23 protein-coding genes are annotated in these 25,802 nt (G+C 69.5%); 8 read left to right on the forward strand and 15 right to left on the reverse strand.

What is annotated here, in order from left to right:
• The first annotated feature begins 82 nt into the window (after positions 1–82).
• From rsmG to BLR04_RS28630, 5 genes are all read left to right on the forward strand, one after another.
• Complete coding sequence (gene rsmG, locus BLR04_RS28615) at positions 83–757, forward strand: 16S rRNA (guanine(527)-N(7))-methyltransferase RsmG (RefSeq protein ID WP_090771041.1); 675 nt, start codon at positions 83–85, stop codon at positions 755–757.
• Positions 758–894: 137 nt separating this feature from the next.
• The gene (locus tag BLR04_RS28620) at positions 895–1,827 is read left to right on the forward strand and encodes a ParA family protein (protein WP_218129219.1); all 933 of its coding nucleotides are present in this window, start codon (positions 895–897) and stop codon (positions 1,825–1,827) included.
• 159 nt (positions 1,828–1,986) lie between these two features.
• The gene (locus tag BLR04_RS28625; protein WP_090771043.1) at positions 1,987–2,958 is read left to right on the forward strand and encodes a ParB/RepB/Spo0J family partition protein; all 972 of its coding nucleotides are present in this window, start codon (positions 1,987–1,989) and stop codon (positions 2,956–2,958) included.
• Between the two features lie 573 nt (positions 2,959–3,531).
• Complete coding sequence (locus BLR04_RS40950; RefSeq protein ID WP_176903330.1) at positions 3,532–3,702, forward strand: hypothetical protein; 171 nt, start codon at positions 3,532–3,534, stop codon at positions 3,700–3,702.
• 106 nt (positions 3,703–3,808) lie between these two features.
• Positions 3,809–4,057, forward strand: coding sequence for a hypothetical protein (locus tag BLR04_RS28630; protein ID WP_090771046.1), 249 nt, complete (start codon positions 3,809–3,811; stop codon positions 4,055–4,057).
• Between the two features lie 1,456 nt (positions 4,058–5,513).
• On the opposite strand, the gene BLR04_RS39995 is transcribed toward BLR04_RS28630, so the two are convergent.
• The 4 genes from BLR04_RS39995 to BLR04_RS28645 all read right to left on the reverse strand — a co-directional run bounded on the left by BLR04_RS39995 (position 5,514) and on the right by BLR04_RS28645 (position 10,570).
• A complete protein-coding gene (locus BLR04_RS39995; RefSeq protein WP_143022256.1) occupies positions 5,514–5,825 on the reverse strand; it encodes a hypothetical protein in 312 nt (103 codons plus the stop codon).
• A gap of 1,028 nt (positions 5,826–6,853) precedes the next feature.
• The gene (locus BLR04_RS28635; protein WP_090771048.1) at positions 6,854–7,897 is read right to left on the reverse strand and encodes a threonine aldolase family protein; all 1,044 of its coding nucleotides are present in this window, start codon (positions 7,895–7,897) and stop codon (positions 6,854–6,856) included.
• 332 nt (positions 7,898–8,229) lie between these two features.
• Complete coding sequence (locus BLR04_RS28640) at positions 8,230–9,186, reverse strand: D-alanine--D-alanine ligase family protein (RefSeq protein ID WP_090771050.1); 957 nt, start codon at positions 9,184–9,186, stop codon at positions 8,230–8,232.
• A 151-nt stretch (positions 9,187–9,337) separates the two neighbouring features.
• Complete coding sequence (locus BLR04_RS28645) at positions 9,338–10,570, reverse strand: aminotransferase-like domain-containing protein (RefSeq protein ID WP_245740634.1); 1,233 nt, start codon at positions 10,568–10,570, stop codon at positions 9,338–9,340.
• 269 nt (positions 10,571–10,839) lie between these two features.
• On the opposite strand from BLR04_RS28645, the gene BLR04_RS28650 reads away from it, so the two are divergent.
• Positions 10,840–11,457: a GNAT family N-acetyltransferase gene (locus tag BLR04_RS28650; RefSeq protein ID WP_090771054.1), complete on the forward strand. Its 618-nt coding sequence runs from the start codon at positions 10,840–10,842 to the stop codon at positions 11,455–11,457.
• 162 nt (positions 11,458–11,619) lie between these two features.
• Here the strand turns inward: BLR04_RS28650 and trxA are convergent, their stop codons facing one another.
• The 8 genes from trxA to BLR04_RS28690 all read right to left on the reverse strand — a co-directional run bounded on the left by trxA (position 11,620) and on the right by BLR04_RS28690 (position 20,557).
• Positions 11,620–11,934, reverse strand: coding sequence for a thioredoxin (gene trxA, locus BLR04_RS28655; RefSeq protein ID WP_090771056.1), 315 nt, complete (start codon positions 11,932–11,934; stop codon positions 11,620–11,622).
• Between the two features lie 12 nt (positions 11,935–11,946).
• Positions 11,947–12,879 carry a thioredoxin-disulfide reductase gene (gene trxB, locus BLR04_RS28660; RefSeq protein WP_090771058.1) on the reverse strand — a complete coding sequence of 311 codons (933 nt, stop codon included), beginning with the start codon at positions 12,877–12,879 and terminating at the stop codon, positions 11,947–11,949.
• Positions 12,880–13,024: 145 nt separating this feature from the next.
• Entirely contained in the window at positions 13,025–13,957 is a 933-nt protein-coding gene (locus BLR04_RS28665; RefSeq protein ID WP_143022257.1) for an anti-sigma factor, read from the reverse strand.
• Positions 13,947–14,582 (reverse strand): RNA polymerase sigma factor SigM, encoded by a 636-nt coding sequence (gene sigM, locus BLR04_RS28670; protein ID WP_090771060.1) that lies wholly within the window; start codon positions 14,580–14,582, stop codon positions 13,947–13,949. Before sigM ends, BLR04_RS28665 begins: the two co-directional genes overlap by 11 nt.
• A gap of 15 nt (positions 14,583–14,597) precedes the next feature.
• A complete protein-coding gene (locus BLR04_RS28675; protein WP_090771062.1) occupies positions 14,598–16,118 on the reverse strand; it encodes a protein kinase family protein in 1,521 nt (506 codons plus the stop codon).
• Positions 16,119–16,281: 163 nt separating this feature from the next.
• Positions 16,282–17,889 (reverse strand): murein biosynthesis integral membrane protein MurJ, encoded by a 1,608-nt coding sequence (gene murJ / locus BLR04_RS28680; RefSeq protein ID WP_245740621.1) that lies wholly within the window; start codon positions 17,887–17,889, stop codon positions 16,282–16,284.
• Positions 17,886–19,982 (reverse strand): DUF6049 family protein, encoded by a 2,097-nt coding sequence (locus BLR04_RS28685; protein ID WP_090771066.1) that lies wholly within the window; start codon positions 19,980–19,982, stop codon positions 17,886–17,888. The genes murJ and BLR04_RS28685 overlap by 4 nt, the downstream gene beginning before the upstream one ends.
• A 50-nt stretch (positions 19,983–20,032) precedes the next feature.
• Positions 20,033–20,557 (reverse strand): aminoacyl-tRNA deacylase, encoded by a 525-nt coding sequence (locus BLR04_RS28690; protein WP_090771068.1) that lies wholly within the window; start codon positions 20,555–20,557, stop codon positions 20,033–20,035.
• Positions 20,558–20,640: 83 nt separating this feature from the next.
• Between BLR04_RS28690 and BLR04_RS28695 the strand changes: the two genes are divergently transcribed.
• Positions 20,641–22,110 carry a CCA tRNA nucleotidyltransferase gene (locus tag BLR04_RS28695; RefSeq protein WP_090771070.1) on the forward strand — a complete coding sequence of 490 codons (1,470 nt, stop codon included), beginning with the start codon at positions 20,641–20,643 and terminating at the stop codon, positions 22,108–22,110.
• Here BLR04_RS28695 and BLR04_RS28700 read toward each other — a convergent pair.
• Positions 22,090–23,376: an MFS transporter gene (locus tag BLR04_RS28700; RefSeq protein ID WP_090771072.1), complete on the reverse strand. Its 1,287-nt coding sequence runs from the start codon at positions 23,374–23,376 to the stop codon at positions 22,090–22,092. The genes BLR04_RS28695 and BLR04_RS28700 overlap by 21 nt on opposite strands.
• 92 nt (positions 23,377–23,468) lie before the next feature.
• Between BLR04_RS28700 and idi the strand changes: the two genes are divergently transcribed.
• Complete coding sequence (gene idi, locus BLR04_RS28705) at positions 23,469–24,053, forward strand: isopentenyl-diphosphate Delta-isomerase (protein WP_090771074.1); 585 nt, start codon at positions 23,469–23,471, stop codon at positions 24,051–24,053.
• A 49-nt stretch (positions 24,054–24,102) separates the two neighbouring features.
• On the opposite strand, the gene BLR04_RS28710 is transcribed toward idi, so the two are convergent.
• Positions 24,103–25,182, reverse strand: coding sequence for an inositol-3-phosphate synthase (locus BLR04_RS28710; RefSeq protein ID WP_090771076.1), 1,080 nt, complete (start codon positions 25,180–25,182; stop codon positions 24,103–24,105).
• 13 nt (positions 25,183–25,195) lie between these two features.
• Complete coding sequence (locus tag BLR04_RS28715; RefSeq protein WP_090771078.1) at positions 25,196–25,786, reverse strand: PadR family transcriptional regulator; 591 nt, start codon at positions 25,784–25,786, stop codon at positions 25,196–25,198.
• Positions 25,787–25,802: the final 16 nt, after the last annotated feature.

Below are 25,802 nucleotides of genomic sequence, written 5' to 3' on the forward strand. Positions count from 1 at the left end.
GGGCCGTGAAAGCAGCGTCGACCCCCTAGCTCAGCCACCGTTCCGACGAGCGACACCAGTCTCAGAAAGGGCCAGCCGACCAGTGAGCGATGAGCTTCCGGAGCCGCCGGAGATAGCGCGGGACGTCTTCACCGGGGAGGCCTGGGAGCGCGCGAACGCCTTCGCCGGGCTGCTCGCGGGTCCCGGCGTCGTCCGCGGGCTGCTGGGTCCGCGAGAGGTGCCCCGCATCTGGGACCGCCACCTGCTCAACTGCGCCGTCGTGGCCGAGGCCGTGCCGCCCGACGTACGGCTGGTCGACATCGGGTCCGGCGCCGGGTTGCCCGGGCTGGTGCTGGCGATCGTCCGACCGGATATCACGGTCACCCTCCTCGAACCGCTGCTGCGGCGTACCGTCTTCCTTGAGGAGAGCGTCGAGGCGCTCAAGCTCGACAACGTCGAGGTGCTGCGCGGGCGAGCGGAGGAGCTCGCCGGTAAGCGAGAGTTCGACGTTGCCAGTGCCCGTGCGGTGGCGCCGCTCGACCGCCTGCTCACCTGGGCGATGCCGCTGCTTCGCGAGGGCGGTGAGCTCATCGCCATGAAGGGGGAGCGGGCGGCCGAGGAACTCGCCGAAGCGGAGAGCCGGCTGCGCGCGAGTGGGGCGCTAACGGCTGAGCTTGTGACCGTCGGGCGCGGTAAGGTCGAGCCGCCTGCAACATTGGTTCGGGTGGTAGCGGGTCGCCCGCCGGAGCGAGCAGCGAGGCGGCGACGAAGGAGGTGACGGTTGTGCCAGTCGCGTCAAGCGGTCTTGGCTGGCCGGAGAGCCGTTCGTCCGAGAGTCCCACCGGGGTTGGCTGGCCCGAAATGGGCGTGTCGCGACAGCGAATTCCCGGCACCGGCACACCACTGGTTGAAAGGATGGCCATCGTGACCCAGACCCCCCTGAACCCCGGTGATTCGCCGTTGGTACGAGAGGCGCTCAGCTCAGTGGTTTCACGTGAAACGTCGGTAGGCCAGGCAGCCGGCAGCGCCGGCCCGACCTCTGTGGACGGCGACGTCTGGCCGCGTCCGGCGAAGACCCGCGTGATCGCCGTGGCCAACCAGAAGGGCGGGGTGGGCAAGACCACCACCTCGGTCAACATTGCCGCCGCCCTGTCGATGCACGGGCAGCGGGTCCTCGTGGTCGACCTCGACCCCCAGGGCAACGCCTCCACCGCCCTGGCCACCGAGCATCGCGGGGACGTACCGGACGTGTACCAGGTGCTGGTGGACGATCTGCCCATGGCGGACATCGTCAAGCAGGTCCCCGACATGCCGAACCTCTACTGCGCACCGGCCACCATCGACCTCGCGGGCGCCGAGATCGAGTTGGTCTCGCTGGTGGCGCGAGAGGCGCGGCTGCGGCGGGCGCTCGCGGCGTACGACGCGGTGGAGTTCGACTACATCATCATCGACTGTCCTCCGTCGCTCGGCCTGCTGACGGTCAACGCTCTCGTCGCGGCGGACGAGGTCATGATCCCGATCCAGTGCGAGTACTACGCGCTGGAGGGCCTGGGCCAGCTCCTGCGGAACGTCGACCTGATCCGCGCGCACCTCAACCCCACCCTGCGGTTGTCGACCATCGTCCTGACCATGTACGACGGCCGTACCCGGCTGGCATCGCAGGTGGCCGAGGAGGTGCGCTCGCACTTCGGCGACACCGTGCTCAACACCGTCATCCCGCGCAGCGTCCGGCTGTCGGAGGCGCCCAGCTACGGGCAGTCGGTGATGACGTACGACCCGGGATCCAGCGGCGCGATGGCGTACAAGGACGCCGCCCGCGAGATCGCCCACCAGGCGCCCGTCGCCTGACAGCCCTGTCATTCGGTGCGCATCAGGCCGTGACGGCAGATTCTGGTGGTGTCGGGGTAAATCCAGCCGGGCGGTGTGTGGCGAGCGAGCACTCCGCCGGGTTCGCAACGGTAACCTCTCCTGGAGTGACCGGAACCAACCGGGTGATGAGGAGACGCAGTGGCGCAGCAGCGGCGGGGATTGGGCAAGGGGATCGGGGCGCTCATCCCGACCGGTCCCATCGTTGACGGCACGGGGACGGTTCCTCCCCAGGCCAACGGGTCAGCTGGGGAAGCAGGTCTCGCGCCCGTCGCCGGTGCGTACTTCAAAGAGATCCCGCTGAAGGCGATCGTCCCCAACCCCCGGCAGCCGCGTGAGGTCTTCGACGAGGAACGCCTTGAGGAACTTGCGGCGTCCATCCGTGAGGTCGGCCTGCTGCAGCCGATCGTGGTCCGCCCGGTGGGTGGCGGTCAGTATGAATTGATCATGGGGGAGCGGCGCTGGCGAGCCTGTCACCAGGCCGGCGTCGATCCGGTTCCCGCCATCGTGCGCAACACGCAGGACACCGAGCTCCTGCGGGACGCGCTCATCGAGAACCTCCAGCGCCAGGAACTGAACCCATTGGAAGAGGCGGCGGCGTACCAGCAGCTGCTGGACGACTTCCAGGCCACGCATGATCAGCTGGCGAAGAAGCTCGGTCGTTCCCGTTCGCACATCTCCAACACCCTGCGACTGCTCAAGCTGCCCGCCGAAGTCCAGTTGCACGTGGCCGCCGGCACCCGCGTGACCGCGGGGCACGCGCGTGCGCTGCTCGGGCTGGACAGCGCCGAGGAGCAGATCAAGCTGGCCAAGCGCATCGTTGCCGAGCTGCTCTCCGTACGGGCTGTGGAGGAGATCGTCTCCATGGGGAGCGCCGAGGCTGCGCCCGAGCAGAAGCCGGCCCGCACCCGCTCCGCACCCAAGCCAACCGCCCCCGGCCTGACCCACCTGGCCGACCGCCTCTCCGACCACTTCGAGACCAAGGTGAAGGTCGACCTCGGGCGCCGGAAGGGCCGCATCGTGGTCGAGTTCGCCACCATCGACGACCTCGAACGCATCATCGGCACCATGGCCCCGGAAGCCGTACGCGCCATGCGAGAGGCAGAAGCCTGAGGCGTGTTTCACGTGAAACACGCCTCCATTGAAGCTGTGGACGTTCTGGGTGGGCGTGGCACGTTGGGCAGGCGGGCCTCTCAACGGGTCGGCCCCTAGCTTCCGGCGAACGGCATAGCGCCACCCGCACACCATCCATCCGCTCCTGACAACTTGCGGTGTTCGGCGACGGAGACCGCAAGCGCTTGTGCGTCCGGCCGAGCTCGGTCGCAAGGCCGAGTCAGTCGCAGAGCCTTATGGCCCGCCTCCCCGCCTCCCCGCCTCCCCGCCTCCCCGCCGACCTTGTGCCCGTGGTGCCCCGCGGTGATCGGTGCTAGCGGTGCCCGCGGTGCTCGCGGTGCCCGCGGTGCTCGCGGTGGCGGCGGTGGCGGCGGTGGCTGTGACGCCGCGAGACTATGATGCCGTGACGCCGTGACGCCGTGACGCCGTGACGCCGTGACGCCGTGACGCCGTGACGGCACGGCATCTCATTGGCCGCAGCTCGATGCTTCACCCAGGCGGCCCTCGCGGCGGTGGCCCGCGTGCCGGAGCCGTCGGTAACGACGACACACAGCGGCCACTGGGAGATCGCCGATGACAACGGTGGGCGACGGCGGAGGCGACGGTGGAGGCGACGGTGGAGGCGGCGGCGCGGCGGCGGCGGCGCGGCGGCGGCGGCGGCGGCGCGGCGGCGGCGGCGGCGGCGCGGCGACGGTGGGCCATCTCCCTGCCGAAGTTGACCTCATCGACCCGGCACCGGTATGACGTCCTCACGCCGCACCAAGAATGGCGGCGGTCGCCAACCACTGTCGACAGCGACGACGATGCAACAGCACGGCCAGGACAATGCGAACGGTGACCACTCTCCCAGGTGACCGTGCTGGAGGCCGCCCCTGACATCCTGGGACGGCTCGACGAGGACGTGGCCGGGGCCATGCTCGACGTACTGCGGGGGGAGGTCGTCGAGTTCGTCACCCGCGCCGAGGTTACCGAGGTCCGCGACGGCCTCTCGCAGACGGCGTGCATCAACTCCATGGCCACACCGGCGATGGTGTCCGGCCACTGCCCCTCATCGATCCGGGTTGGCGGACCCATGTCCGCGGTGTCTCGGCAGTACTGATACGGGGTCGGTCGCGACCGCATGGATAGCGGTCCCAGTCGGCCGGGCAGTCCAGGTCCGTGGGAGTGCTCACGTACCGGTGTGAGGACACCGCTGAACCGACATTCGGGCGCTACGCTCGCCAGCAATGGCGAAGTGTTTCACGTGAAACCACCGCAGCCGCTCGCCGGCACACGACTGTAGACATGCCTCTGCCAACGGCCCGCCATACCGGCACCGCAAGCCGCCGACCGCGCCAACGACGCCACCGGACACAGAAACGGAAACGGAAACGAGCACGGCTGCCCACCCGCCTCGGCTGCTGCACAGGTATGGCAGCAGTCATGCCGCCTTCAGGGCGGGCCTCTGGCAACATGCACGCAACTCCCGGGCCTGGCCGACACCCCGGGGATCGACACCAGCGGCACCACCGCCGATGTGGGTGTGCTTACAGTGGCACTCCGCGGCGCTGGCCTGACTCAGCTATTGGCTGGAGTAGCTGGACCTTGGCAGGTGTCAGAGGCGGTGGTCCGGTAGGAGCGTCGCTCGCAGAGACACCAACACTCTCCTCAGGGCGTTGAGCGACCTGCCCAATGACCAGCGGGTACCCGAACCTGCCATCACGCGGCCGCCGCTGACCTGGTCGAGCATGTTCCGTGGCGAGGGGCGCGGCGAGAGGCTCAGCGAGAGGCGCGGGGAGAGGCGCGGTGAGGGGCGCGGTGAGGGGCGTGGCAAGAGTGCCGAGCGACTTGCCCACCAGCAGCGCGGTGGGTGCTTCCGCTGCAGCCAGCGCCATGCTCGCCCACACAAAGAGCACGATCCGCCGACCGGCATCAGATCGGCATCTGCCTCGGCAGAGGTAGCAACATGGCGAAGGCAGCAACATGGCGGAGGCAGCAGCCTGGCAGAGGATCTCGGTGTTCCCAGCGAGGAAGCCCCATCGAGCGGCTCGCCGTTAGCGAGGCGTTCGGTCCTGCGGCAGCTAATCACTGAGAGGCATCCACCGTGTCCCGGTTGAAGGCGGAGCAGTCTGGGCGGACAGCTGCTTACTGCCAACACCGAGGGAGCCACCCAACTGTGCAACCCGAGACAACGCCCTGACATAGACCGGGACACCCCTCACCGCAAACCCGGCGCTCGTTTCACGTGAAACACTGCACACTCGCCGCCGCCGCTGCCGCTGCCGCTGCCGCTGCTGCCGCCATCGCCACTGCCATCGCTGTCGTCGTCGTCGACGACGCTTGGCGACCGCCGTTTTCGTTGGTGCGACATGAGGGCGTCCATGCCGGATGCCGGGTTGGTGTGCTCGGCTTCAGGGGTGGCAGGGAACGGTGTGCCCGTCTAGGCCGTTGTGGTTGCCGTTCGCCTTGTCGTGGCCGTGGCTGTTGTGTTGTCTTCGCTGTCGAGGGTCGATTGGTGACCGCTGTCTTTCTTGTCGCGGGGTGAGGACGTCGTGCCGGATGCCGGGTCGATGTGGTCAACATCGGCAGGGGAGATGGCCCGCCGTCGCCCCGCTGTCTCCCGTTGTGTCGTCGGCGATCTCGTCGTGGCAGCTGTGTGTCGTCGTTGCCGTCGGCGGCGGCATGCCGTCGTTTGCGCTTTTGAAGCATGGTCTTGGGGCGTCATGCTGGGAGTCGGTATCGATGGTGCTCAGCTTCGGTGGCACAAGAGCCTGCCCCGCCTGCCCCGCCTGCCCCGCCTGCCCCGCCTGCCGCGCCTGCCGCTGCCGCACGATGTTGTCGTTGCTCCGCCGGCCTTTGTGTTCGTCGCCATCGACGGTGGCATGCACCGTCGATGGCTTCCTGGGATGAGGGCTCACGACAGACGGCGGTATCCACGATGCTCGGCGGCGGAACGAGGAACGGCGCCCGCGCTCCTCCTCCCGCCGTTGTCGCCGCCGTCTGCGTGGTCATTGTTGTGGCTGCTGCGTCGTCGGTGCTGATGGCGGCGGCATGCCAACGCTGCTGGCTTTCTGGGGTGTGACGTGAGGGCCTCATGCCGGATGCCGGATGCCGGATCGATGTGGTCAGCTTCGGTGACGCAGGGAATGGTGTCCCTGCCCGCGCCGTCGTGGTTGCTGTTCGCGTTGACATGGTCGTGGCTGCTGCGTCGTCACTGTCGACGGGCGTGTGCCAACGCTCTGGTTTTTCTAGGGTGTGACCATTGGGCGTCACATCGGGTGCGGTCGATGTGGTCAGTTTCGGCGGTGGGAGACGGCTTCCGCTCACCGCCCCCCGCTCACCGCCCCCCCCGCTCACCGCCCCCGGCCCCTCGGGCCGTTGTCGTCGCCGGTCTCGCTGTGGCTGTTGTGTCGTTGTTGTCGACGGCGGCATGCACTGCCGGTGCCTTCTGGGGTGACCTTGGGATGCCACGCTGAAGGCCGGTATCGACGGTGCTCGGCTTCGGCGGTATGACATACGGCCGTCCCCGCGCCCGCTCTCCTGCTGTTCCGTCTCTAGCTGTCTTCACCGCCTCCTGTTGTCGTCACCGTGTTGGTGGCCAAGGACGGTGGCATGCCGCCATCGGTGTTTTCTCGCGGTGTGACCTCAGGGCGTCACGAGGGGCGGCGGCATCTACGATGCCGGGCTTCGGTGGTACGTGGAACGGCGCCGCCCCTTGCTCCTGCCGCCTGCCCGTCGGTTGCTGTCGTCACTTTCGCTGTCATCGTCGTGGCTGTTGCGGTTGCCGTCGCTGTCTCGGTCGCAGCGACCATGACGATGACCGGCGCGCGACGCCTCCCACAGAGCCGGTGAGGCCCGTCGACTGAGTTGGCTCTCGGCGGCGTGGGTGGGGTGGGCGGAGGGTGGCAGTTTTGGGTCAGGCGGTTGCCTTGCGGAGATCGGTCAGGAAGTCGTCCACCTGGTCGGGGGTGGTGTCGAAGGCGGTCATCCAGCGGACCGTGCCGGCGGGCTCGTCCCAGTAGTGGAACAGGTAGCGCTGGAGGAGCTTCTCCGAGGCGGAATGGGGGAGCGTGGCGAAGACGGCGTTGCTCTCGATCGGGTACGCCAGCGAGACGTCCGGGATGTCGGCCAGGCCGTCGGCGAGGCGCTTGGCCATGTCGTTCGCGTGGCCGGCGTTCTCGCGCCAGAGGTCGTCCGTCAGGAGAGCGGTCAGCTGCGCCGAGATGAAGCGCATCTTCGAGGCGAGCTGGAGCGACTGGCGGCGCAGGAACGGCACCGCGTGCGCCAGCGTACCGTCGAGGACGACGACCGCCTCGGCGGCCAAGGCGCCGTTCTTCGTGCCGCCGAAGCTGAACACGTCGACCCCGGCGTCCGTCGTGACGGCCTTGAGGTCGCATCCCAGGAAGGCGGCGGCGTTGGCCAGCCGGGCGCCGTCGAGGTGGAGCCGGAGACCGTGCTCGTGCGCCGTGGCGGCGAGCGCGGCGAGCTCTTCCGGGGTGTAGGACGTGCCGAGTTCGGTGACCTGGGAGACGGAGACGACCGTCGGCTGCGGTTCGTGCGGGTTGCCGATGCCGCCCAGGCGCGACGTGATGTCGGACGGGCGGAGCTTGCCGTCCTCGGTCGGTACGGTCATGAGCTTCACGCCGAGCAGCCGCTCGGAGGCGCCCGCCTCGTGGGTGGCGATGTGGGCGCTGTCGGCGCAGATGACGGCGTCGTAGCGGCCGAGCATGAGGGCGAGTCCGACCATGTTGGCGCCGGCTCCGTTGAGCACGGGGAAGGCGTGTGCGGTCGCGCCGAACGTCTCCTTGGCCTTGTCCTCGAACGCCGCGGTCCACGTGTCGTCGCCGTAGGCGGGGGCGTCCCCGTGGTTGGCGGCGGTCATGGCTTCGAGGACGGTGGGGTGCACGCCTGCGTGGTTGTCGCTGGCGAAACTCTTGGGATACATCGAATCGATCAGCACAGAGCAAGGCTACTCAGCCGCCTGTCCACGCCTGAGCCCCGTCCGGGTATGGACGTGCTCGCTCGACGTGGGGCAGGAGGTCACGTACGGACGAGCCTCGCCACGTGGGGGAGGGGTGTTTGCCCGGTCCGGGTATCGACGGGCTCGCCCGACTGAGGGAAGGGGCCGTCCACATGCAGACGGGCCCGCCCGATGTGGTCGGTTCGGGGGTGGATGTGTCCTCGCGACGTGGGGCGGGGGGTGTCCAGCCCAGGTGCAGACGACGTGGGGCGAGGGACTGGGGCCGGGTGCGGACGTGTCCATCCCCAGCCGGGGGAGGAGGTGTCTGTGGGTCAGGTGGGTTTGCGGGTGGTGGCTATCTGGAGGAGGGCGCGGCAGAGTTCGCCGAGGTCCTGGCCGGCGGCTTCGGCGGACATCGGGAGCAGCGACGTCTCCGTCATCCCGGGTGCCACGTTGACCTCCAGGAAGTGCGGTACGTCGTCGGCGTCCACGATGAGGTCCGTACGGGAGACGTCACGCAGCCCCAGCGCGGTGTGCGCGGTCACGGCCGTCTCGGCGCAGGCCGCGGCGGCGGCGGGGGAGAGGCGGGCGGGGGCGAAGAACTCGGTGCGTCCGGCCGTGTAGCGCGCCGCGTAGTCGTAGACCCCGCCGTCGGGCACGATCTCGACGGCCGGCAGCGCCACCGGCCCGTCGCCCAGGTCGACGACGGACACGGACACCTCGATGCCCTCGACGTACCGCTCGATCAGCGCGGTGTCGCCGTACGCGAAACAACCGACCATCGCGGCGGGCAGGTCTTCCGCGGTGCGGACGAACGACGCGCCGAGCGCGGAGCCGCCGCGGGCGGGCTTGACGAACAGGGGGAGGCCGAGGCGTTCGACGATGCGTCCGAGGACGGCGCTGGCGCCGAGGTCGTGGAACGTCTCCTTCGGCAGGGTGACGGATTCGGGGGTGCGCAGCCCGACCGAGCGTACGACGGCCTTGGCGGTCGGCTTGTCGAAGGCGACCCGGCACGCGTCGGGCCCGGCGCCGACGTACGGGACGTCGAGGAGTTCCAGCACGGAGCGGATCGCGCCGTCCTCGCCCGCACCGCCGTGGAGGGTCACGAAGACGGCCTCCGGCGGGTCGGCGAGGATGGACGGGACGAGGGACGCGTCGGTGTCGCGGGTCTCGACGTCGACGCCGCACGCGCGCAGCACCTCGCTGACCCTGCGGCCCGAGCGCAGAGAGACCTCCCGCTCGTAGGAGAGGCCTCCGGCCAGCACCAGCACGTGGCCCAGATCGCTCATCACTTCTCCTCCGCTGATCACACCGCTGTCCAACGGTACCGGCGTCAGGGGCGAATGGTGCACGTGAGGTACTTTCTCCGGCGATCCCACCGCATCTCGCCCGTTTCGCGGGAGAAGGGGGCCGGTTGCCGGCCCCCTTCGATCGGTCACGTCAGGCGAGGTCAGGCCCCGGGGTGTCGACGCCGTGGCGGTCGAACACGGATCCCGTGCCGAACGTGTCCCTCAGCTGCATCTCCTGCTCGATCACGCTCGCGAGGCGGCGCACGCCTTCGCGGATGCGGTCGGGCTCGGGGTAGCAGAACGACAGCCGCATGTGCCGCGACCCGCTGCCGTCGGAGAAGAACCCGGTGCCCGGCACGAACGCCACCCGCTCGGCCACGGCCCGCGGCAGGATGGCCTTGGAGTCGAGCCCTTCGGGCAGCGTCGCCCAGACGAAGAAGCCGCCCGCGGGACGTGTCCACGTCACCTCGGGCGGCATCAGGGCGTCGAGCGCGTCGAGCAGCGCGTCGCGGCGCTCACGGTAGAGCTCACGGAACGACTTGATCTGTTCGCGCCACGGCTGGGTGGCGAGGTACTGGCCCACGGCCAGCTGCGTGAACGACGAGTGCGACAGCACCGCCGACTCCATGGCGAGCACGAGCTTGTCGCGGATGGCGTGCGGTGCGAGCGCCCACCCGACGCGGAACCCGGGCGCGAGCGTCTTCGAGAACGACCCGAGGTAGACGACCCCGTCGGTGTTGTCGGCGCGCAGGGCGCGCATGGGCTCGCCGTCGAAGCCGAGCAGCCCGTACGGGTTGTCCTCGATGATGAGGATCCCGGCCCGCTGGCAGATGTCGAGCACCTGCTGCCGCCTGGCGATGTTGAGCGTGACGCCGGCGGGGTTGTGGAAGGTCGGGATGGTGTACAGGAACTTGACGGGTGCGCCGGCGGTTTCCAGCGCGTAGATGGTCTGAGCCAGCGATTCGGGCACGATGCCCTGATCGTCCATGGCTATGTGGACGACTTTCGCCTGGTACGCGGAGAACGTACCGAGGGCCCCCACGTACGAGGGTCCCTCCGCGAGCACCACGTCACCCGGGTCGATGAAGATGCGGGTCATCAGGTCGAGTGCCTGCTGCGACCCGACGGTGACGACGACGTCGTTCGCCCCGGCGTTGATCCCCTCCAGCCGCATGACCTCGCAGATCTGCTCGCGCAGGTGCAGATCGCCCTGCCCGGAGCCGTACTGCAACGCCACAGGACCGCGCCTGGTGACGAGGTCGGAGACGAGCTCGCCGACCATGTCGAGGGGAAGCGCCGTGACGTACGGCATGCCGCCGGCGAGCGAGACCACCTCGGGCCTCGACGCGACGGCGAAGAGAGCTCGAATCTCGGAGGCGACCATCCCGGCGGCTCGCGCCGCGTACCGATCGACGTAGGCGTCGATGCGCGACCCTTGGGTCGCGGGTGTCTGACCGTGATTCAGCTCTTCCGTCACGGCCCACCTCCTAGGTGTCATATCGAGCGGAAATATCAGATTACGCCAGTCGGGCATGTCGCCCGTGGCCGGGCTCGACCGTCGTGGTGTCCGCTGGGTGCATCTTCACTGGGCTACGATGCCAGTTGTGGACGCGGTTTTCGCGCGCTTTTCCGGGTCAACGATAGGGGCGGTAGTTGTCGCGCCGGCTGGTCAACATAACCCTGGACAATCTTGAAGATCTGCCTCGCCGCTGCCGGCGGTGCGTGTTCTGGGAACTCGACCCGGTCAACGGCAAGCGTGCGGCGGAGTCCGGCGATCCCGGGCTCGAGAAGGAGGCCTGGATCTCCGCGACCCTGCTGGAATGGGGCAGCTGCGGGAAGATTCTCTACGTCGACGGCATCCCGGCGGGCTTCGTGCTCTACAGTCCGCCGCTCTACACCCCGCGGTCGCTGGCTTTCCCGACGTCGCCGGTGAGCGCCGACGCGGTGTTGTTGATGACGGCGCACATCATTCCCGAGTTCACGGGCGGCGGTCTCGGACGCATGCTTGTTCAGGGCGTGGCGAAGGATTTGACCAGACGTGGTGTGAAGGCCATCGAAGCTTTCGGGGACCTTAAGTGGGAAAAGCCGAGTTGCGTCGTTCCAGCGGACTACTTGCTTTCTGTGGGGTTTAAAACTGTTCGTCCACATTTGAGATTTCCGCGCTTGCGGCTCGAACTCAAGACCGCCGTTTCCTGGCGTGAGGACGTCGAGGTGGCCCTCGAACGCCTCCTGGGCTCCATGAGCCCGGAACGAGCCCTTCGCCCCGTCTGACGGGCCGCTCAGCCCCGCGGAGCGGGCAGCAGAATGCGAAAGCCCCTCGCGATCGACTCGCGAGGGGCTTTGCAGGGCATAGCGCGCCGAACGGGTCGGCCGGGTGCAGGGCCGTTCCAGGGCTGCTCCCGGCCGACGGCCGCGGGGGCATCCGCCGGCGTGCTAGATGATGCCCTCGAGCTCGCGCAGCAGCATGGCCTTCGGCTTGGCGCCGATGATCTGCTTCACGACCTCGCCACCCTTGTAGACGTTCATCGTGGGGATCTGGAGCACACCGTACTGGCGCGGAACTTCCGGGTTCTCGTCGATGTTGAGCTTGACGATCTCCAGCTTGTCGCCGTGCTCCTTGGCGATCTCCTCCAGGATGGGGGAGACCTGACGGCACGGGCCGCACCATTCGGCCCAGAAGTCGACGAGCACAGGCTTGTCGCTCTTGAGGACCTCGGAATCGAACGTGGCGTCGGTGACAGCCTTCATGGCGCGCTCCCTCTACTTCTCGATGTTGGCCAGCCAGCGCTCGGAGTCGAGCGAGGCGGCACAGCCGGTGCCGGCCGCGGTGATGGCCTGGCGATAGGTGTGGTCGACGACGTCACCCGCGGCGAACACGCCGTCGATGTTGGTCGCCGTGCTGGGCGAGGCCACCTTGACGTAGCCGTTCTCGTCGAGCTCGATCTGGCCCTTGACGAGATCGGTGCGCGGGTCGTGGCCGATCGCGACGAACATCGCGTCGGCGGCCAGCTCGCACTCCTCACCGGTCTTGACGTTGCGCAGCCGCACCGCCTCGACCTTGGTCTCGCCGAGCACCTGGACGACCTCGGAGTCCCAGACGAAACGGATCTTGTCGTTGGCGAACGCGCGCTCCTGCATGATCTTGCTGGCGCGCAGCGTGTCGCGGCGGTGCACGACCGTCACCATGCGCCCGAACCGCGTCAGGAACGTGGCCTCTTCCAGCGCCGTGTCGCCGCCGCCGACGACCACGATGTCCTTGTTGCGGAAGAAGAACCCGTCACAGGTCGCGCACCAGGACACGCCGTGGCCCGACAGCCGCTTCTCGTCGGGCAGGCCGAGCTCGCGGTAACCGGAGCCCATGGCCAGGATGACGGACTTGGCGTAGTAGGTCTCGGTGTGGGTCTTCACGACCTTGGGACTGGCCTGCAGATCGACCTCGACCACGTCGTCGGCGATCAGCTCGGCGCCGAAGCGCTCGGCCTGCTTGCGCAGGTTGTCCATGAGGTCGGGGCCCATGATGCCGTCGGGGAACCCCGGGAAGTTCTCGACGTCGGTGGTGTTCATGAGTGCACCGCCGGCGGTGACGGAGCCCTCGAACACCAGAGGCTTCAGCTCGGCGCGCGCGGAGTAGACGGCCGCCGTGTAGCCCGCCGGGCCTGATCCGATAATGATCACGTTACGAACGTCGCTCAACGCTGCACGCCTTCCTCGTCTGCTGTTGCCAACCCGCTCAACAGATCCTAGGCCGCCGTGATTCCCTGCCCTACCCCACGGTGCCGGGACGACGCCGGGGCAAAAGAAAGAGCCCGCCGAAGCGGGCTCTGACGAGGGGCTGCCGTTACCAGCGGCCCAGTGCGGGTTTACGCAGGTTCTTGCAGTTGAACGGGTCGACGACGTCGACGCGGACCGTCTGGGCCGCCCGCTGCTTCCAGGACGCCACGACGAGCGCCTCCTGGCCGTTGTACTGGCCCTGGTCGACCGCGAACACCTCGAGCCCGCTGCGCTTGGAGACCGCGCTGACGCACTTCGCGACCTGGTCGACCCCGGAGGGGTCGGTGCCCTGCATGGCCGGGGCCGGCCCGAGCAGGTCTTCGAGCGGCATCCGCAGCTCGTGGTTGCTGTAGTTGTGGTCGCTGTTGGTCACGTTGTACGCGAGCGCCCGAGCGGGGCTCCTCGACGGCTCCTCCTGAGCGCTCGACGCCGCGGACGACTCGACCGGCAGGGCGACCGTGGGCGCGCCGCTCTGGTCGTCACCGCCGGCGACGAGCAGGCTGGTGGCGGTCACCGCCGTGCCCACCACCGCCACCGCGGCGGCGGCCGCGATGGCGGGCATCGCCCAGCGGCGCCGCTGCGCGGACCGCCGGGAGGACCGCCGCGCCGGGACGACGCTGCCGTCCTCGGCGACCACGCCGAGGCGTACGGGCTGCTCCGGCTGCGCCTCCGCGCGGGACGGCTCGGCCTGGCGCTCCCACGGGGCGTCCCGCATGAGCTCGTCCCAGTCAGGTGTTTCCACGAGGCCGAGGCCTCCGCTCCGGCGGGACTCCGCCTCGGCCGCCAGCGCCTTGTCGACGCGCAGTGCGACGCCCATCGGCATGGCCGGTGTGGGGGTCGCCGCGAGCACCTCGCGAACAGCCGCCAGGTCGGCCAACAGCTCCCCGCAGGGGTCGCAGACCGCGAGATGCTCGCGGACTCGCTGGGCCGTTCCGGCGTCCAAGAGATCTTCGGCCAGCTCGGCCAAAATCTCAAGATCGTAGTGCGTATCACCCGTCACGAAGTTCTGCTCCCTTCGCGGATGAGACGCGGTTGGCCTCGGATCGGTTCCGCAGATGCGAAAGAATTGGGGCAAGTTTCGCGCGCCCACGTGCGCACCTGCTCTTCACCGTGCCGCTGGGCACCTGGAGCACCTGAGCTGCGTCTTCGACGGAATAGCCCATCATGTCGACCAGCACGAGCGCCGCCCGCTGGTCGCCCGGCAGGAGTTTCAACGCGGCCGAAACCTCCATGGAGACCTCGCGCTCAAGCGTCTGGTCGGGCATCGGGGTCTCGCGCTCGGCCGCCTCGATGAGCTCGTCGTCGGCGACCGGGCGTACGGACTTGCGCCGCATCCGGTCGAGGCAGGCGTTCACCACGATGCGGTGCAACCACGTCGTGACGGCCGCCTCGCCGCGGAACGTCGCGGCCTTGCGGTAGGCGGAGACGAAGGCGTCCTGCACGGCGTCGGCGGCCTCGTCGGGATCGCCGAGCGTACGCAGGGCGACCGCCCACATGCGGTCGCGGTGGCGTTTGACGATGTCGCTGAAGGCGTGTGGATCCCCGTTGATGTGCGCGGTCAGCAGCTCGGCGTCGGTGACGGCCGGCCGCTCCGCGGATGAGGGTGTCTCGGGTGGGGAGTTCACAAGAGGGATTCCTGATTATGCCGATCCGGGAGAGTGCACCACTACCTCATAGATGGTGCCATGAAAAGTGCCTGCATCCATCGGAACGCGCGTAAACCAGATCAAAACGTACTGACCGGTGGTTTCCTTCTCCGGAGTCAGCGTGGTCTTGCCCGACGCGTCCTTCGCCGTCGCGACCGTCTTCAGGGAGCCGAGCTCGGGGGAGTCGCCCACCTTCAGCTCCACCGCCGCGCCCGGCGCGTTCGACAGAGTAGCCACGACGTCGCTGATCTGCATCGACTTGCCCATGTCGAGGAGCAGGCCGACACCGTCCTTGAGCCGGCCGAGGTCGGCGCTCGTGTAGGTCTCGGTCTTCCACAGCGTGCTGGGCTTGCCGTCGATGGCCAGCTTCGCGCTGTCGGGCTTCTCGTCGCCGTCGCCCAGCGGGTCGAAGCCGCGGGCCGAGACGGGCTTGACCGCCTGGGTCTCCACCGGCTTGGACGACTCGGAGGTGGTGGGCGTGTTGCCGGCGACCGTGGGCTCGCTCGGACTGCCCAGGCTGCGGCCGATCGTCCACGCGCCGACGCCGACCGCCGCGATGACGAGCAGCACCAGCAGCGTCATCAGCACCCGGTTGAGCGTGCTGCCGCCACCACCGGGACGGACCGGACGGTGCTGCACGGGGGGCAGCGGCTGGAGCGTGGTCTTCTGCCGGTGGGCGACGTCGAGGCCCTCGGTGTGGGAGGCCGAGGCCACCGCGGGTGTCGAGGGGTAGGAGATCGCGATGGGCATCGGCCTGGCGACGTCGGCCAGCGCCTCGGCGATCTCGCCCGGGGCGGTCAGCGGGGCCTGCCCCTTGCGCGACTCGGGCAGGCACGCCCGCACCGTGACGGCGTCGAGGTAGCCCGGCACACCGGCGGTGACCTGCCGGGGCGTGCAGAAGTGGCCGTCGGTCATGGGGGCCGCGGGCAGGTCGCCCTCTTCCTCGTCGCCCGGCCAGTGACCGGTCAGCCCGGCGTACAGCAGCCGGCCGAGCCCTTCGGCGTCGTCCAGGGCGGGCTGGTCGGTGGTGAGGCCGGACACCGCGGCGTCGACGGCCACGCCGAGCACCTTGACCGTGTTGCCGGTCGTCCACACCAGGTGGGCGGGACGCAGGCACAGGTGGTAGAGCTGCGCCTCGTGGGCGTGCGCCAGCGCCTCGGCGGCCTCGGCCACCAGGCCGGCGGCCCGCTCGGGCTCCAGCGGTCCCGCGGCGAGCAGGTCGGCCAGCGTCTCGCCGGTCACCCACTCGCTGACGACGTAGGCGGCCTTGTCGTCCTCGGCCGCGTCGAAGACCTGGGTGAGGCGCGGGTCGGTGAGGCGGCTCGCCGCGCGGGCGGCCGTGACGACCTCGTGGACGCGCGGGAAGTCGGGCGAGAACGTGTGGACGGCGACGGGCCGGGCCAGGATCTCGTCGATGGCCTTCCACAGGGTGGCCCCGTCGGCCTCGCTGACGCGATCTTCCAGCCGGAAGCGTTCGGCGAGGCGGGTGCCGGGGGTGACGGCCGACGTGCTCACAGGCTCACTCCGCTAGGCCGATCGGGGGTGCTCATGTCTCCACTCACCCGCGTGGTGTCCCACGAAGGCACGCTATGCCGGATGGATCCGCCCACGCCCCTCCTGCTTCCATTCGCGCGTGTCGGGCTCCATGGTAGTGCCGAGGAGATTCCGCCCGCGTTCTTTACCGACCTACCCGCCTCGCGACCATCCCAACGATCGAGTTGACCTCGGGAATGCGCATTCTGTGGGCCACGCCGAGATAAAGCAGCATCCCGAGACCGCCGCCGCTGGCCAGAACGATCAACGAATTGACGAACCCTAGCCCGTCGAGCGCCTCCGTGACCACCCATACGGCGGCGAGAGCCAGTACGGCGGTCGGCAGAGCCGAGAGATACATCCGCGTCAGGGCCATGCCGACGGTCCATCCGCCCAGCCCTTGGACCCGGCGGCTGGCCAGCGTCCAGGCGAGGACCGCGCCCAGCGCGTACGCGATCGCGTACGCCAGCGCCAGCCCCATGACCGTGTAGCGGGCCGGCAGCACCGCCGACAGCAGCACCATGAACACCGCGTTGACGGCCGTCGTGCCGGCGCCGATGTAGACCGGGGTACGGGTGTCGCCGAAGCTGTAGAACACCCGCAGCAACAGCTGGAAGATCGCGAACGGCACCAGCGCGAGCCCGTACACCTGCAGCACGTTGCCGATGTAGACGGCGTCGGCGACGCTGTTGGCGCCGTGGCCGTAGATCGGCACGGTGATCGCCGGGCCCAGCACCATGAGCAGCAGCGAGACCGGCACCATGACCGAGCAGATCAGCCGTACGCTCGACCCGAACTCGGTGCGCACGTCGTCGAAGCGCCCTTCGGTCACCGCCCGGCTCATGCGCGGCAGCATCGCGGTGATCACCGAGACGCCGATGACGCCGTACGGGAGCTGGAAGAGCTGGAAGGCCAGGGTGTACGGGCTGATGCCGTGGCCGGGCACCTCGTTGCCCGCCGAGCTGGCCAGGTTGGTGGTCAGCACGAAGCCGAGCTGGGTGACCACCACGTAGCCGATCGTCCAGATGCCGGCCCTGCCCATCTCGCCGAGCCGGGCGTTGCGCAGGTCGAACCGCGGCATGAAGGAGAACCCGACCCGCCGCAGCGCCACGATCAGCACGACCGACTGCGCCACGATGCCGGCCGTGGTGCCGAGGCCGAGCAGCGCGAGGTCGCCATCGGTCACCTTGGCGAGGTCGCCGCCGCCGGTGCCGAGGCCCGCGTAGAGGAGGAACGCGCCGATCTGCACCACGTTGTTGAGCACGGGCGCCCACATGGGGGCGCCGTAGCGGTCATGCGTGTTGAGGATGGCGCCCGCCACGGACCCGATGCCGAAGAAGGCCAGCTGCGGCAGGATGAACCGGGCCAGCGTGACCGCGACCTCGAACTCGCGGCTGCCGCGGTCCCAGTCGGTGTAGAGGTCGATGAGCAGCGGCGCGACCAGCACGGCGAGCGCCGCGACCACGATGAGCGCGGCCGTGGAGAGCGTCAGCAGCCGCTGCTCGTAGGCCCGGCCGCGGTCGGGGTCGTGCTGCTGCGCCCGGACGATCATCGGCACGACGACGCTGCTCAGCACGCCGAGCAGCAGCAGGTCGAGGATGCTGTACGGGATCGCGTACGCCGCGTTGTAGGAGTCGCCGAGCGCCGCCGTGCCGATCGCGTAGGCGAGGACCATCGACCGCACGAACCCCGTGACCCTGGACACCATGGTGCCCGCCGCCATGATGGCGCTGGCCCGAAGCATGCGGCTCATACGGTCTCACTTTCCCGTGACTTGGCGGCGCGTTCGTGCCTGCGCTGGGACCTGCGGCGGAGCAACCGCGTGACCACCGCGGCGAGCATCACGGTCAGCGCCGCCCCCACGATGACCAGCGCGATCCCGGTGTAGCCGGTCGTACGGATCGTCAGCCGCTGCGGCTTGCCGTACGGCTGCCTGTCGGCGGTCAGCAGCTGCACGGTCACCGTCGCGTCGCCGTTGACCGTGGCGGTCATCCGCACCTGGACCGTGCCGCTCTGACCCCCTCCGATCGGCAGCGGCTCGTCCTGCGGGAAGTCGACCTGCAGCAGGTCGGGGTTGTCGGACTTGACGTCGATGAAGAGCTGGATCGGCGTGGACAGGGAGTTCTTCACGCTGATGGGGACCACGCCGTTGCTGCCCGCCAGCGTGCGCGGAGCGCTGGTGATCTGGATCTTGTCGGTGGTCGACTTGACGGCGTCGCCGACCAGCTTGGTGACCGCGCGGCCCGCCCGCGTGCTGGTGCGCCAGGCCGACGAGGTCAGCCGCAGCACCGCCGCGTCGAAGGCGGACTCGGTCTTCTCGACCTTGACGAGCGCGGTGAGCTGCGCCTGGTGCCAGGTGTCCTTGACCGGCGCGAGGTATTTGCGGCCCAGCTCGTCCTTGCGGTTCTGGTTGGTGTAGCTCAGCCCGGCGCGCGGGACGGACGCCTTGCCCGGCTTGACGGAGTCGAGGGGGACCAGCTGCAGCCAGGGCAGCCGGCCCGCGGTCTTCAGCAGCGAGCTGACGAGCGCCGGGTTGGGGTTCCAGCGCCGCGAGGGGGCGATGACCAGCGTCCGCTGCGCGGTCTGGCCGGGTTCGGCGGAGATCAGCGCGGTCTCGGCGACGAAGCGCTGCGTGCTCAGCACGGACGACGCGCCGGACGCCGGCTCGAAGATGCGGCTCAGCTCGGCGTCGGCCGTCAGCGCGGTGACCGGCCCGTTGACCGAGTCGAGCTTCGCGGCGGCGTCGGGCGTGGTGGTGAGTGGCTGCTGCGGCGGCAGGTTGGCGGGGTCGAGCAGGACCGTGTCGACGCCGCTGACCGAGAGCAGGTCGAGCGCGTCGGGGTCGAGCAGGCCCGCGGCCGGCCAGTTGATGTTCGTCTTGGCGCCCCGGCCGAGCAGCGTCTGGGCCTTCGCCGCGCCGAGTTCGATGGCCCGCTTCGGCTGCGTGTCGAGCCCCTGGTGGGCGAGCGCCGTCACGTCGGGGTCGGCGTACGGGGTCGCGACCAAGGGGGAGGCGGCCAGCGAGGTGCGCATGGCCGTCAGCCAGTTCTTGGCCGCGGCGCTGGCGGGCTTGGGCTGTTCGCCGCCGCGGCTCTTGACGCGGTAGGCGCGCGACATCGCGTCGACGTCGTCGAGCAGCGCGGGGTCGACGACCCATGTGGTGCTGGCGGGCGCGGACTGCGCGATGGTCGCGAGGTCGGTCAGCCGGCCGCCGTCGCCGAGCGAGCCGGCGAGCTTGTCGTCGACGAACACCGGCCCGTCGACGGCCCGGTGGGGCTGGTCGATCACCGGCAGCACGACGGCCACCTTGACGCGCGGCGGCTTCGGGTTGGTGGGGGGCGCGTACGTCAGGTAGGTGCGCTGCGCCACCAGGGCGGCCCCGGCGTTGGGCGCGACCTCGACGGCGACCGGGTAGGCCCCGAACGTCCGGTAGCCGAGCTGCACGGGCGTAGCGGTGAACTGCCAGCGCGCCTGCCCGCCCGCGGGGATCGACGGGATGATCATCGCGGACGTGCTGGAGACGTTGTACGGGAGCGTCGCGGTGTTCTGGTCGCCCTGGTAGGCCGCCAGCGTCGCCCGGTCGGTGAAGGGCTGCGCCTGGTAGCGCAGGCGCACGTACACGTTGGTGAGCGGCGTGCCGGTGTCGTTGCGTACGGTGCCGGAGAACGTGATCACGTCGGTGAGGTTCTTCGCCACCGACGGCGTGATCGAGCCGATCGACAACGACACGGTCTGCCTGGCCGTCGTGGACAGCGGCCGCGAGGCAGCGAGGCTGGGCGCGGCCGCCATCGTGGGGGCGAGCAGCGCGGCGGACAGCATGGCGAGCAGCGCGGCCTTACGGATCACGCTGACACCCGGGCTGGTCTACGACGACGCACGCCCGCAATGGTACGGGCTCAGTGCCGTCGCGCGACCGCTCCACGTGCTCCCCTGGGTCGCGAGCCACGTAGGTCGACTATCTTGCCCGGCAGGAGAGTCAGCAGGTCAAGGCCCCGTACGGCGAGGGCTGTGTGCCGCTCTCCGGTGGGCATGAAGATCGGTTCCGGTCCGGTGGTGAGGCGGTCGTCGACGAAGACCGGCAGCGACTCCGGCAGCAGCAGCGGGCAGACCAGCCCGTCGGCGTAGTCGGTGGCCGCGTTCACCACGCGCGACGAGGCAGGACGCACCTGGCGCGCGCCGAGCAGACCGCCGACGACGCCGGGGCGCGGGGGGAGCGAGACGGGGGAGGTGACCCCGACGACGACCTCGCGGCCTGACCTGGTCGCCACCTCGAGCACCGTCACCATCAGGCACCTCTCGGGCGCGGCCGAGACCGTCTCGGGCAGCTCTTCGGCGCATGTCATGGGGCGCGGAAGGCGTACGATCTCATGATGGACTTGGTGCGCGAGGAGCCAGCGGTGGATCGCGAGGGCGTCCTTCATATAGTCCTCCTCCTTGCCTCATGCCCTGGCCCCCGACGGTCCTTGGACCGACGGTAACCCGGACCCGGTGTGGCTCGGGGGATATGTTCCGGAATCAGCCGAAGGACCCGACTCGTTTGTCCGACTCAACTCTGACCGAAAGCCAGCAGCGGGCCATGACCGACCTGTTCCGCAAGATCGCCCCGGTGGCCGACGAGCTCGGCCGTCTCTTCGAGGCGAAGGGCCACGAGCTCGCCGTCGTCGGCGGCCCCGTGCGTGACCTCCTGCTCGGCCGCATCGGCAACGACCTCGACCTCACCACCGACGCGCGTCCCGAGAAGGTCCTCGAGATCGTCAAGGACTGGGCCGACGCCGTCTGGACCATCGGCATCGACTTCGGCACCGTCGGCCTGCGCAAGGGCAGTCAGCAGATCGAGATCACGACGTACCGCAGCGAGTCGTACGACCCGAGGTCACGCAAGCCCGAGGTCATGTACGGCGACACGCTCGAGGCCGACCTCGAGCGTCGCGACTTCGCGGTCAACGCGATGGCGGTACGCCTGCCGTCCCACGAGTTCGTCGACCCCTACGGCGGGCTCGCCGACCTCGGCGCGAAGGTGCTGCGCACGCCCGGCCCGCCCGAGCGGTCGTTCGACGACGACCCGCTGCGCATGCTCCGGGCGGCCAGGTTCGCCTCCCAGCTCAGGTTCACGGTCCACCCCGCGACCCTCGCGGCCATGTCGGCGATGGCCGACCGCATCGACATCGTCTCGGCCGAGCGCGTCCGCGACGAGCTCGACAAGCTGCTCAGCGGCGCCGACCCGCGCGAGGGCCTGCGGCTGCTGGTCGACACGGGGCTCGCCGCCCGCGTGCTGCCCGAGCTGCCCAAGCTGCGCCTCGAGATCGACGAGCACCACCGCCACAAGGACGTCTACGAGCACACCCTGACCGTCCTCGACCAGGCCATCGCCCAGGAGGAGGACGGCCCCGACCGCGTCCTGCGCTGGGCGGCGATCATGCACGACGTCGGCAAGCCCAGGACGCGCCGCCACGAGCAAGGCGGACGGGTGTCGTTCCACCACCACGAGGTGGTCGGCGCGCAGATGACCAAGAAGCGCCTGGCCGAGCTGAAGTTCCCGAAAGACTTCGTGACCGACGTCTCCCGGCTGGTTGAGCTCCACCTGCGTTTCCACGGTTACGGCACCGGCGAGTGGACCGACAGCGCCGTGCGCCGCTACGTCCGCGACGCCGGCCACCTGCTCGACCGGCTGCACAAGCTGACCAGGGCCGACTGCACCACCCGCAACAAGCGCAAGGCGGCGGCGCTGGCGCGCACCTACGACCACCTTGAAGAGCGCATCGCGAGGCTCGCCGACGAGGAAGAGCTCGCCAAGATCCGGCCCGAGCTCGACGGCAACGAGATCCAGCAGGTGCTGGGCGTCGGCCCGGGGCCCGTCGTGGGGCGGGCCTACAAGTTCCTGCTCGACCTCAGGCTCGACAAGGGCATGATCGGCAAGGAGGCCGCCACCGAGGCGCTGCTCGAGTGGGCCAGGTCAAACGACCTCGGTGCGTGACATCGACGTGATCGCCCGGTAGGCGAGCGCCGCCGCCGGGTAGCCGACCGAGATGATCACGACGGCGAGGTACGACTTGCCGTCGGCCGGCAGGATCATCGCCGACAGGCCGGCGGCGAGCACGTACATGCCGTTGAAGAGCATGTCGTAGATCGAGAAGGCACGGCCGAGGTAGATGTCCTCCACGTCGCGCTGCACCGCGGTGTCGGCGCAGATCTTGACGCTCTGCCCGGCCACCCCGAGCACGAACCCGGCCACCGGCAGCCCCCACTCCTGGAAAGGCAGCACCAGCACCGCGGTCAGCACCCCGGCCGCGCTCAGCGCGATCGGCACCCACCGCTCGATCGTGAACCGCTCGGTCGCGTACGGGGTGATGATGACGGCCAGGAAGTAGCCGACGCCGGAGGCGGCCACCACCAGGCCGATCCCGCGCAGCGCGGCGTCGGGGTCGCCGTCGGTGAAGTAGTAGCGGTAGAGGATGATGCCGAGCGCCGTGCACATGCCGTACAGGAAGCGGTGGGCGGCGAGCGCGCCCATGGTGGCGGCGGCGGCGCGGTGGCCGACCAGGTGCCTGGCGCCGCTGACCAGACCGGCGACGACGTTGCGCAGCGCCTCACGGGCCTGCGGCCGCTCGGGGTCGTACGACGGGCCGAGCAGCTCGCGGTCCATCGTGCGCGCGACGAGCGCGCTCAGGCCGAACACCACGCCGGAGAGCACCATGAGCAGCGCGACGCCGTAGTGGTCGCCGCCGACCAGCTCGCGCAGCAGGAACCCGAGGCCCGCGCCGACGAACGTGACCACGGTGCCCGACGTGGGCGTCACCGCGTTGGCCGCCATCAGCCGGTCGGCGGGCACGACGTGCGGCAGCGAGGCCCCGAGCGCGGCGAGGAAGAACCGGTTGACGCCGAGGACGCTCAGCGCCACGGTGTAGAACGCCGGGTCGGGCGCGTCGGCCACGAGCAGCCCGGCGGCGACGAGCAGCAGCAGGGCCCGGACCATCGGCGCCACCACGAGGATCTGGCGCCGCGACCACCGGTCGATGAAGACCCCGACGAAGGGCCCGAGCACGCTGTAGGGCAGGAGCAGGACGGCGAGCCCGGCGGCCACCGCCAGCGCGGTCGTGTGGCTCTCAGGGCTGAAGAAGGCGAACCCCGTCACCGCGAACTGGAAGATCCCGTCGGAGAACTGGGACACCAGCCGGGTGCCGAAGAGGCGCCGGAAGTCTCGTCCCTGCAGGACCACGCGGAGATCGGCGGTGAAAGACACGCCCGCCAGCCTAGCCCGTGCGACCGCCGCGACCGTGCGGCTGATGCCAGGGGGGTTCCGTCCGCTCCGTGGGATCTCGTACGCTTCAAAGCGTGACGACAGAGGAACACGTGGTATTGGTCGATCGGGCCGGCCACTCGCTGGGCACCGCCCCCAAGAAGTCGGTGCACTGCCAGGAGACCCCCCTGCATCTCGCGTTCTCCAGTTACGTCTTCGACAGCGAAGGAAGCGTGCTGCTCACGAGGAGGGCCGATCACAAACTCACCTGGCCGGGGGTGTGGACCAACAGCTGCTGCGGCCACCCGCTGCCCGGCGAGGCCCTCCACGAGGCGGTCACTCGCAGGCTGTCGTACGAGCTCGGGCTGAAGGTCAGCCGGATCGACCTCGTGCTGCCGACCTTCGCCTACCGCGCCGTGATGGCCAACGGCATCGCCGAGCACGAGCTGTGCCCGGTCTACCGGGTCATGGTCGACGCGCCGGCCCGTCCCAACGCCGAGGAGGTGGGGGCGGTCCGCTGGATGCCGTGGAAGGAGTTCGCCGATGGCGTCGAGAACGGCCTGCTGGCCGTCTCGCCGTGGTGCAGGGAGCAGGTGCCGCTGCTCATGGAGCTCGGCGCCGACCCGCTCGCCTGGGTGCCGGCCTCGACGGCCGACCTGCCGCCGGCCGCCCGTCCGTGACTGAGCAGGCGCCGCACCCCTTGCGGGGATGCGGCGCCTCATCCGAAGGTCAGCGCTCGACCTCGCCGCGGATGAACTTCTCGACGTAGTCGCGGGCCTCGTCGTCGGAGTACTGCTCGGGCGGCGACTTCATGAAGTACGAGGACGCCGACAGGATCGGGCCGCCGATGCCCCGGTCGAGCGCGATCTTGGCGGCGCGCACGGCGTCGATGATGATGCCGGCCGAGTTGGGCGAGTCCCAGACCTCGAGCTTGTACTCCAGGTTGAGCGGCGTGTCACCGAAGGAACGGCCCTCCAGGCGCACGTACGCCCACTTGCGGTCGTCGAGCCACGGCACGTGGTCGGACGGCCCGATGTGGACGTCGGCCTTGGCCATCTCGTGCGGGATCTGCGAGGTGACCGACTGCGTCTTGGAGATCTTCTTCGACTGGAGGCGCTTGCGCTCCAGCATGTTCATGAAGTCCATGTTGCCGCCGAAGTTGAGCTGGTACGTGCGCAGCAGCTCGACGCCGCGGTCCTCGAACAGCTTGGCGAGCACGCGGTGCGTGATCGTGGCGCCGACCTGCGACTTGATGTCGTCGCCGACGATCGGCACGCCCGCCTCGGTGAACTTCTCGGCCCACTCGGGGTCGGAGGCGATGAACACCGGCAGCGCGTTGACGAACGCCACCTTGGCGTCGATCGCGCACTGGGCGTAGAAGCGGTCGGCCTCCTCAGAGCCCACCGGCAGGTAGGACACGAGGACGTCGACCTTGTTGTCACGCAGGACCTGGACCACGTCGACCGGGGCCTCGTCGGACTCCTCGATGATCTCGCTGTAGAACTCGCCGAGGCCGTCGAAGGTGTGACCGCGCTGGACGGTCACTCCCAGCGGCGGCACGTCCGCGATCTTGATCGTGTTGTTCTCGCTGGCGACGATGGCCTCCGAGAGGTCGCGACCGACCTTCTTCGCATCCACGTCGAAGGCGGCGACGAACTCGACGTCACCCACGTGGTAGTCGCCGAACTTCACGTGCATCAGGCCAGGGACCCGTGTGTCGGGGTCGGCGTCCTTGTAGTAGTGGACGCCCTGGACCAGCGACGACGCGCAGTTGCCGACACCGACAATGGCCACGCGAACCGAACCCATCGCACTCGCTCCCTTACTCATCAGTTGACGTGGTATCTCTTTCGGGCCTCTCCTCTGCGGAGGCCCGACGCTCCGTTGCGATCAGCTCGTTCAGCCAGCGCACCTCGCGCTCCACCGACTCGAGCCCGTGGCGTTGCAGCTCGAGGGTGTAGCTGTCGAGACGCTCTGCGGTGCGCGCGAGCGCGGTGCGCACCGCGTCGAGTCGTTCCTCCAGCCGGCTGCGACGGCCTTCGAGGATGCGCAGCCGCACCTCGGCCTCGGTGTGCCGGAAGAAGGCGAAGTGCACGCCGAAGCTTTCGTCCTCCCACGCGGAGGGACCGGCCTGGGTCAGGAGCTCCTGCAGCCGTTCCTTGCCCTCGGCGGTCAGCTTGTAGACGATCTTGGATCTGCCGCCGACGATCGCGTTCGGAGCGGGCTGCTCCTCGGCGATGAGTCCTCTGGCCAGCAGTGATCGCAGACAGGGATACAGCGACCCGTAGGAGAACGCACGGAACATCCCCAGCAGGGCGTTGAGCCGTTTGCGCAGCTCGTAGCCGTGCAGCGGCGTCTCGTGGAGCGACCCGAGCACGGCAAGTTCCAGGACCCTGCCCTGTCCGCCGGCCATGGGAACCGCCCTCCTC

Source organism: Nonomuraea maritima (genome assembly GCF_900100395.1).
Taxonomy (GTDB): Bacteria; Actinomycetota; Actinomycetes; order Streptosporangiales; family Streptosporangiaceae; genus Nonomuraea; species Nonomuraea maritima.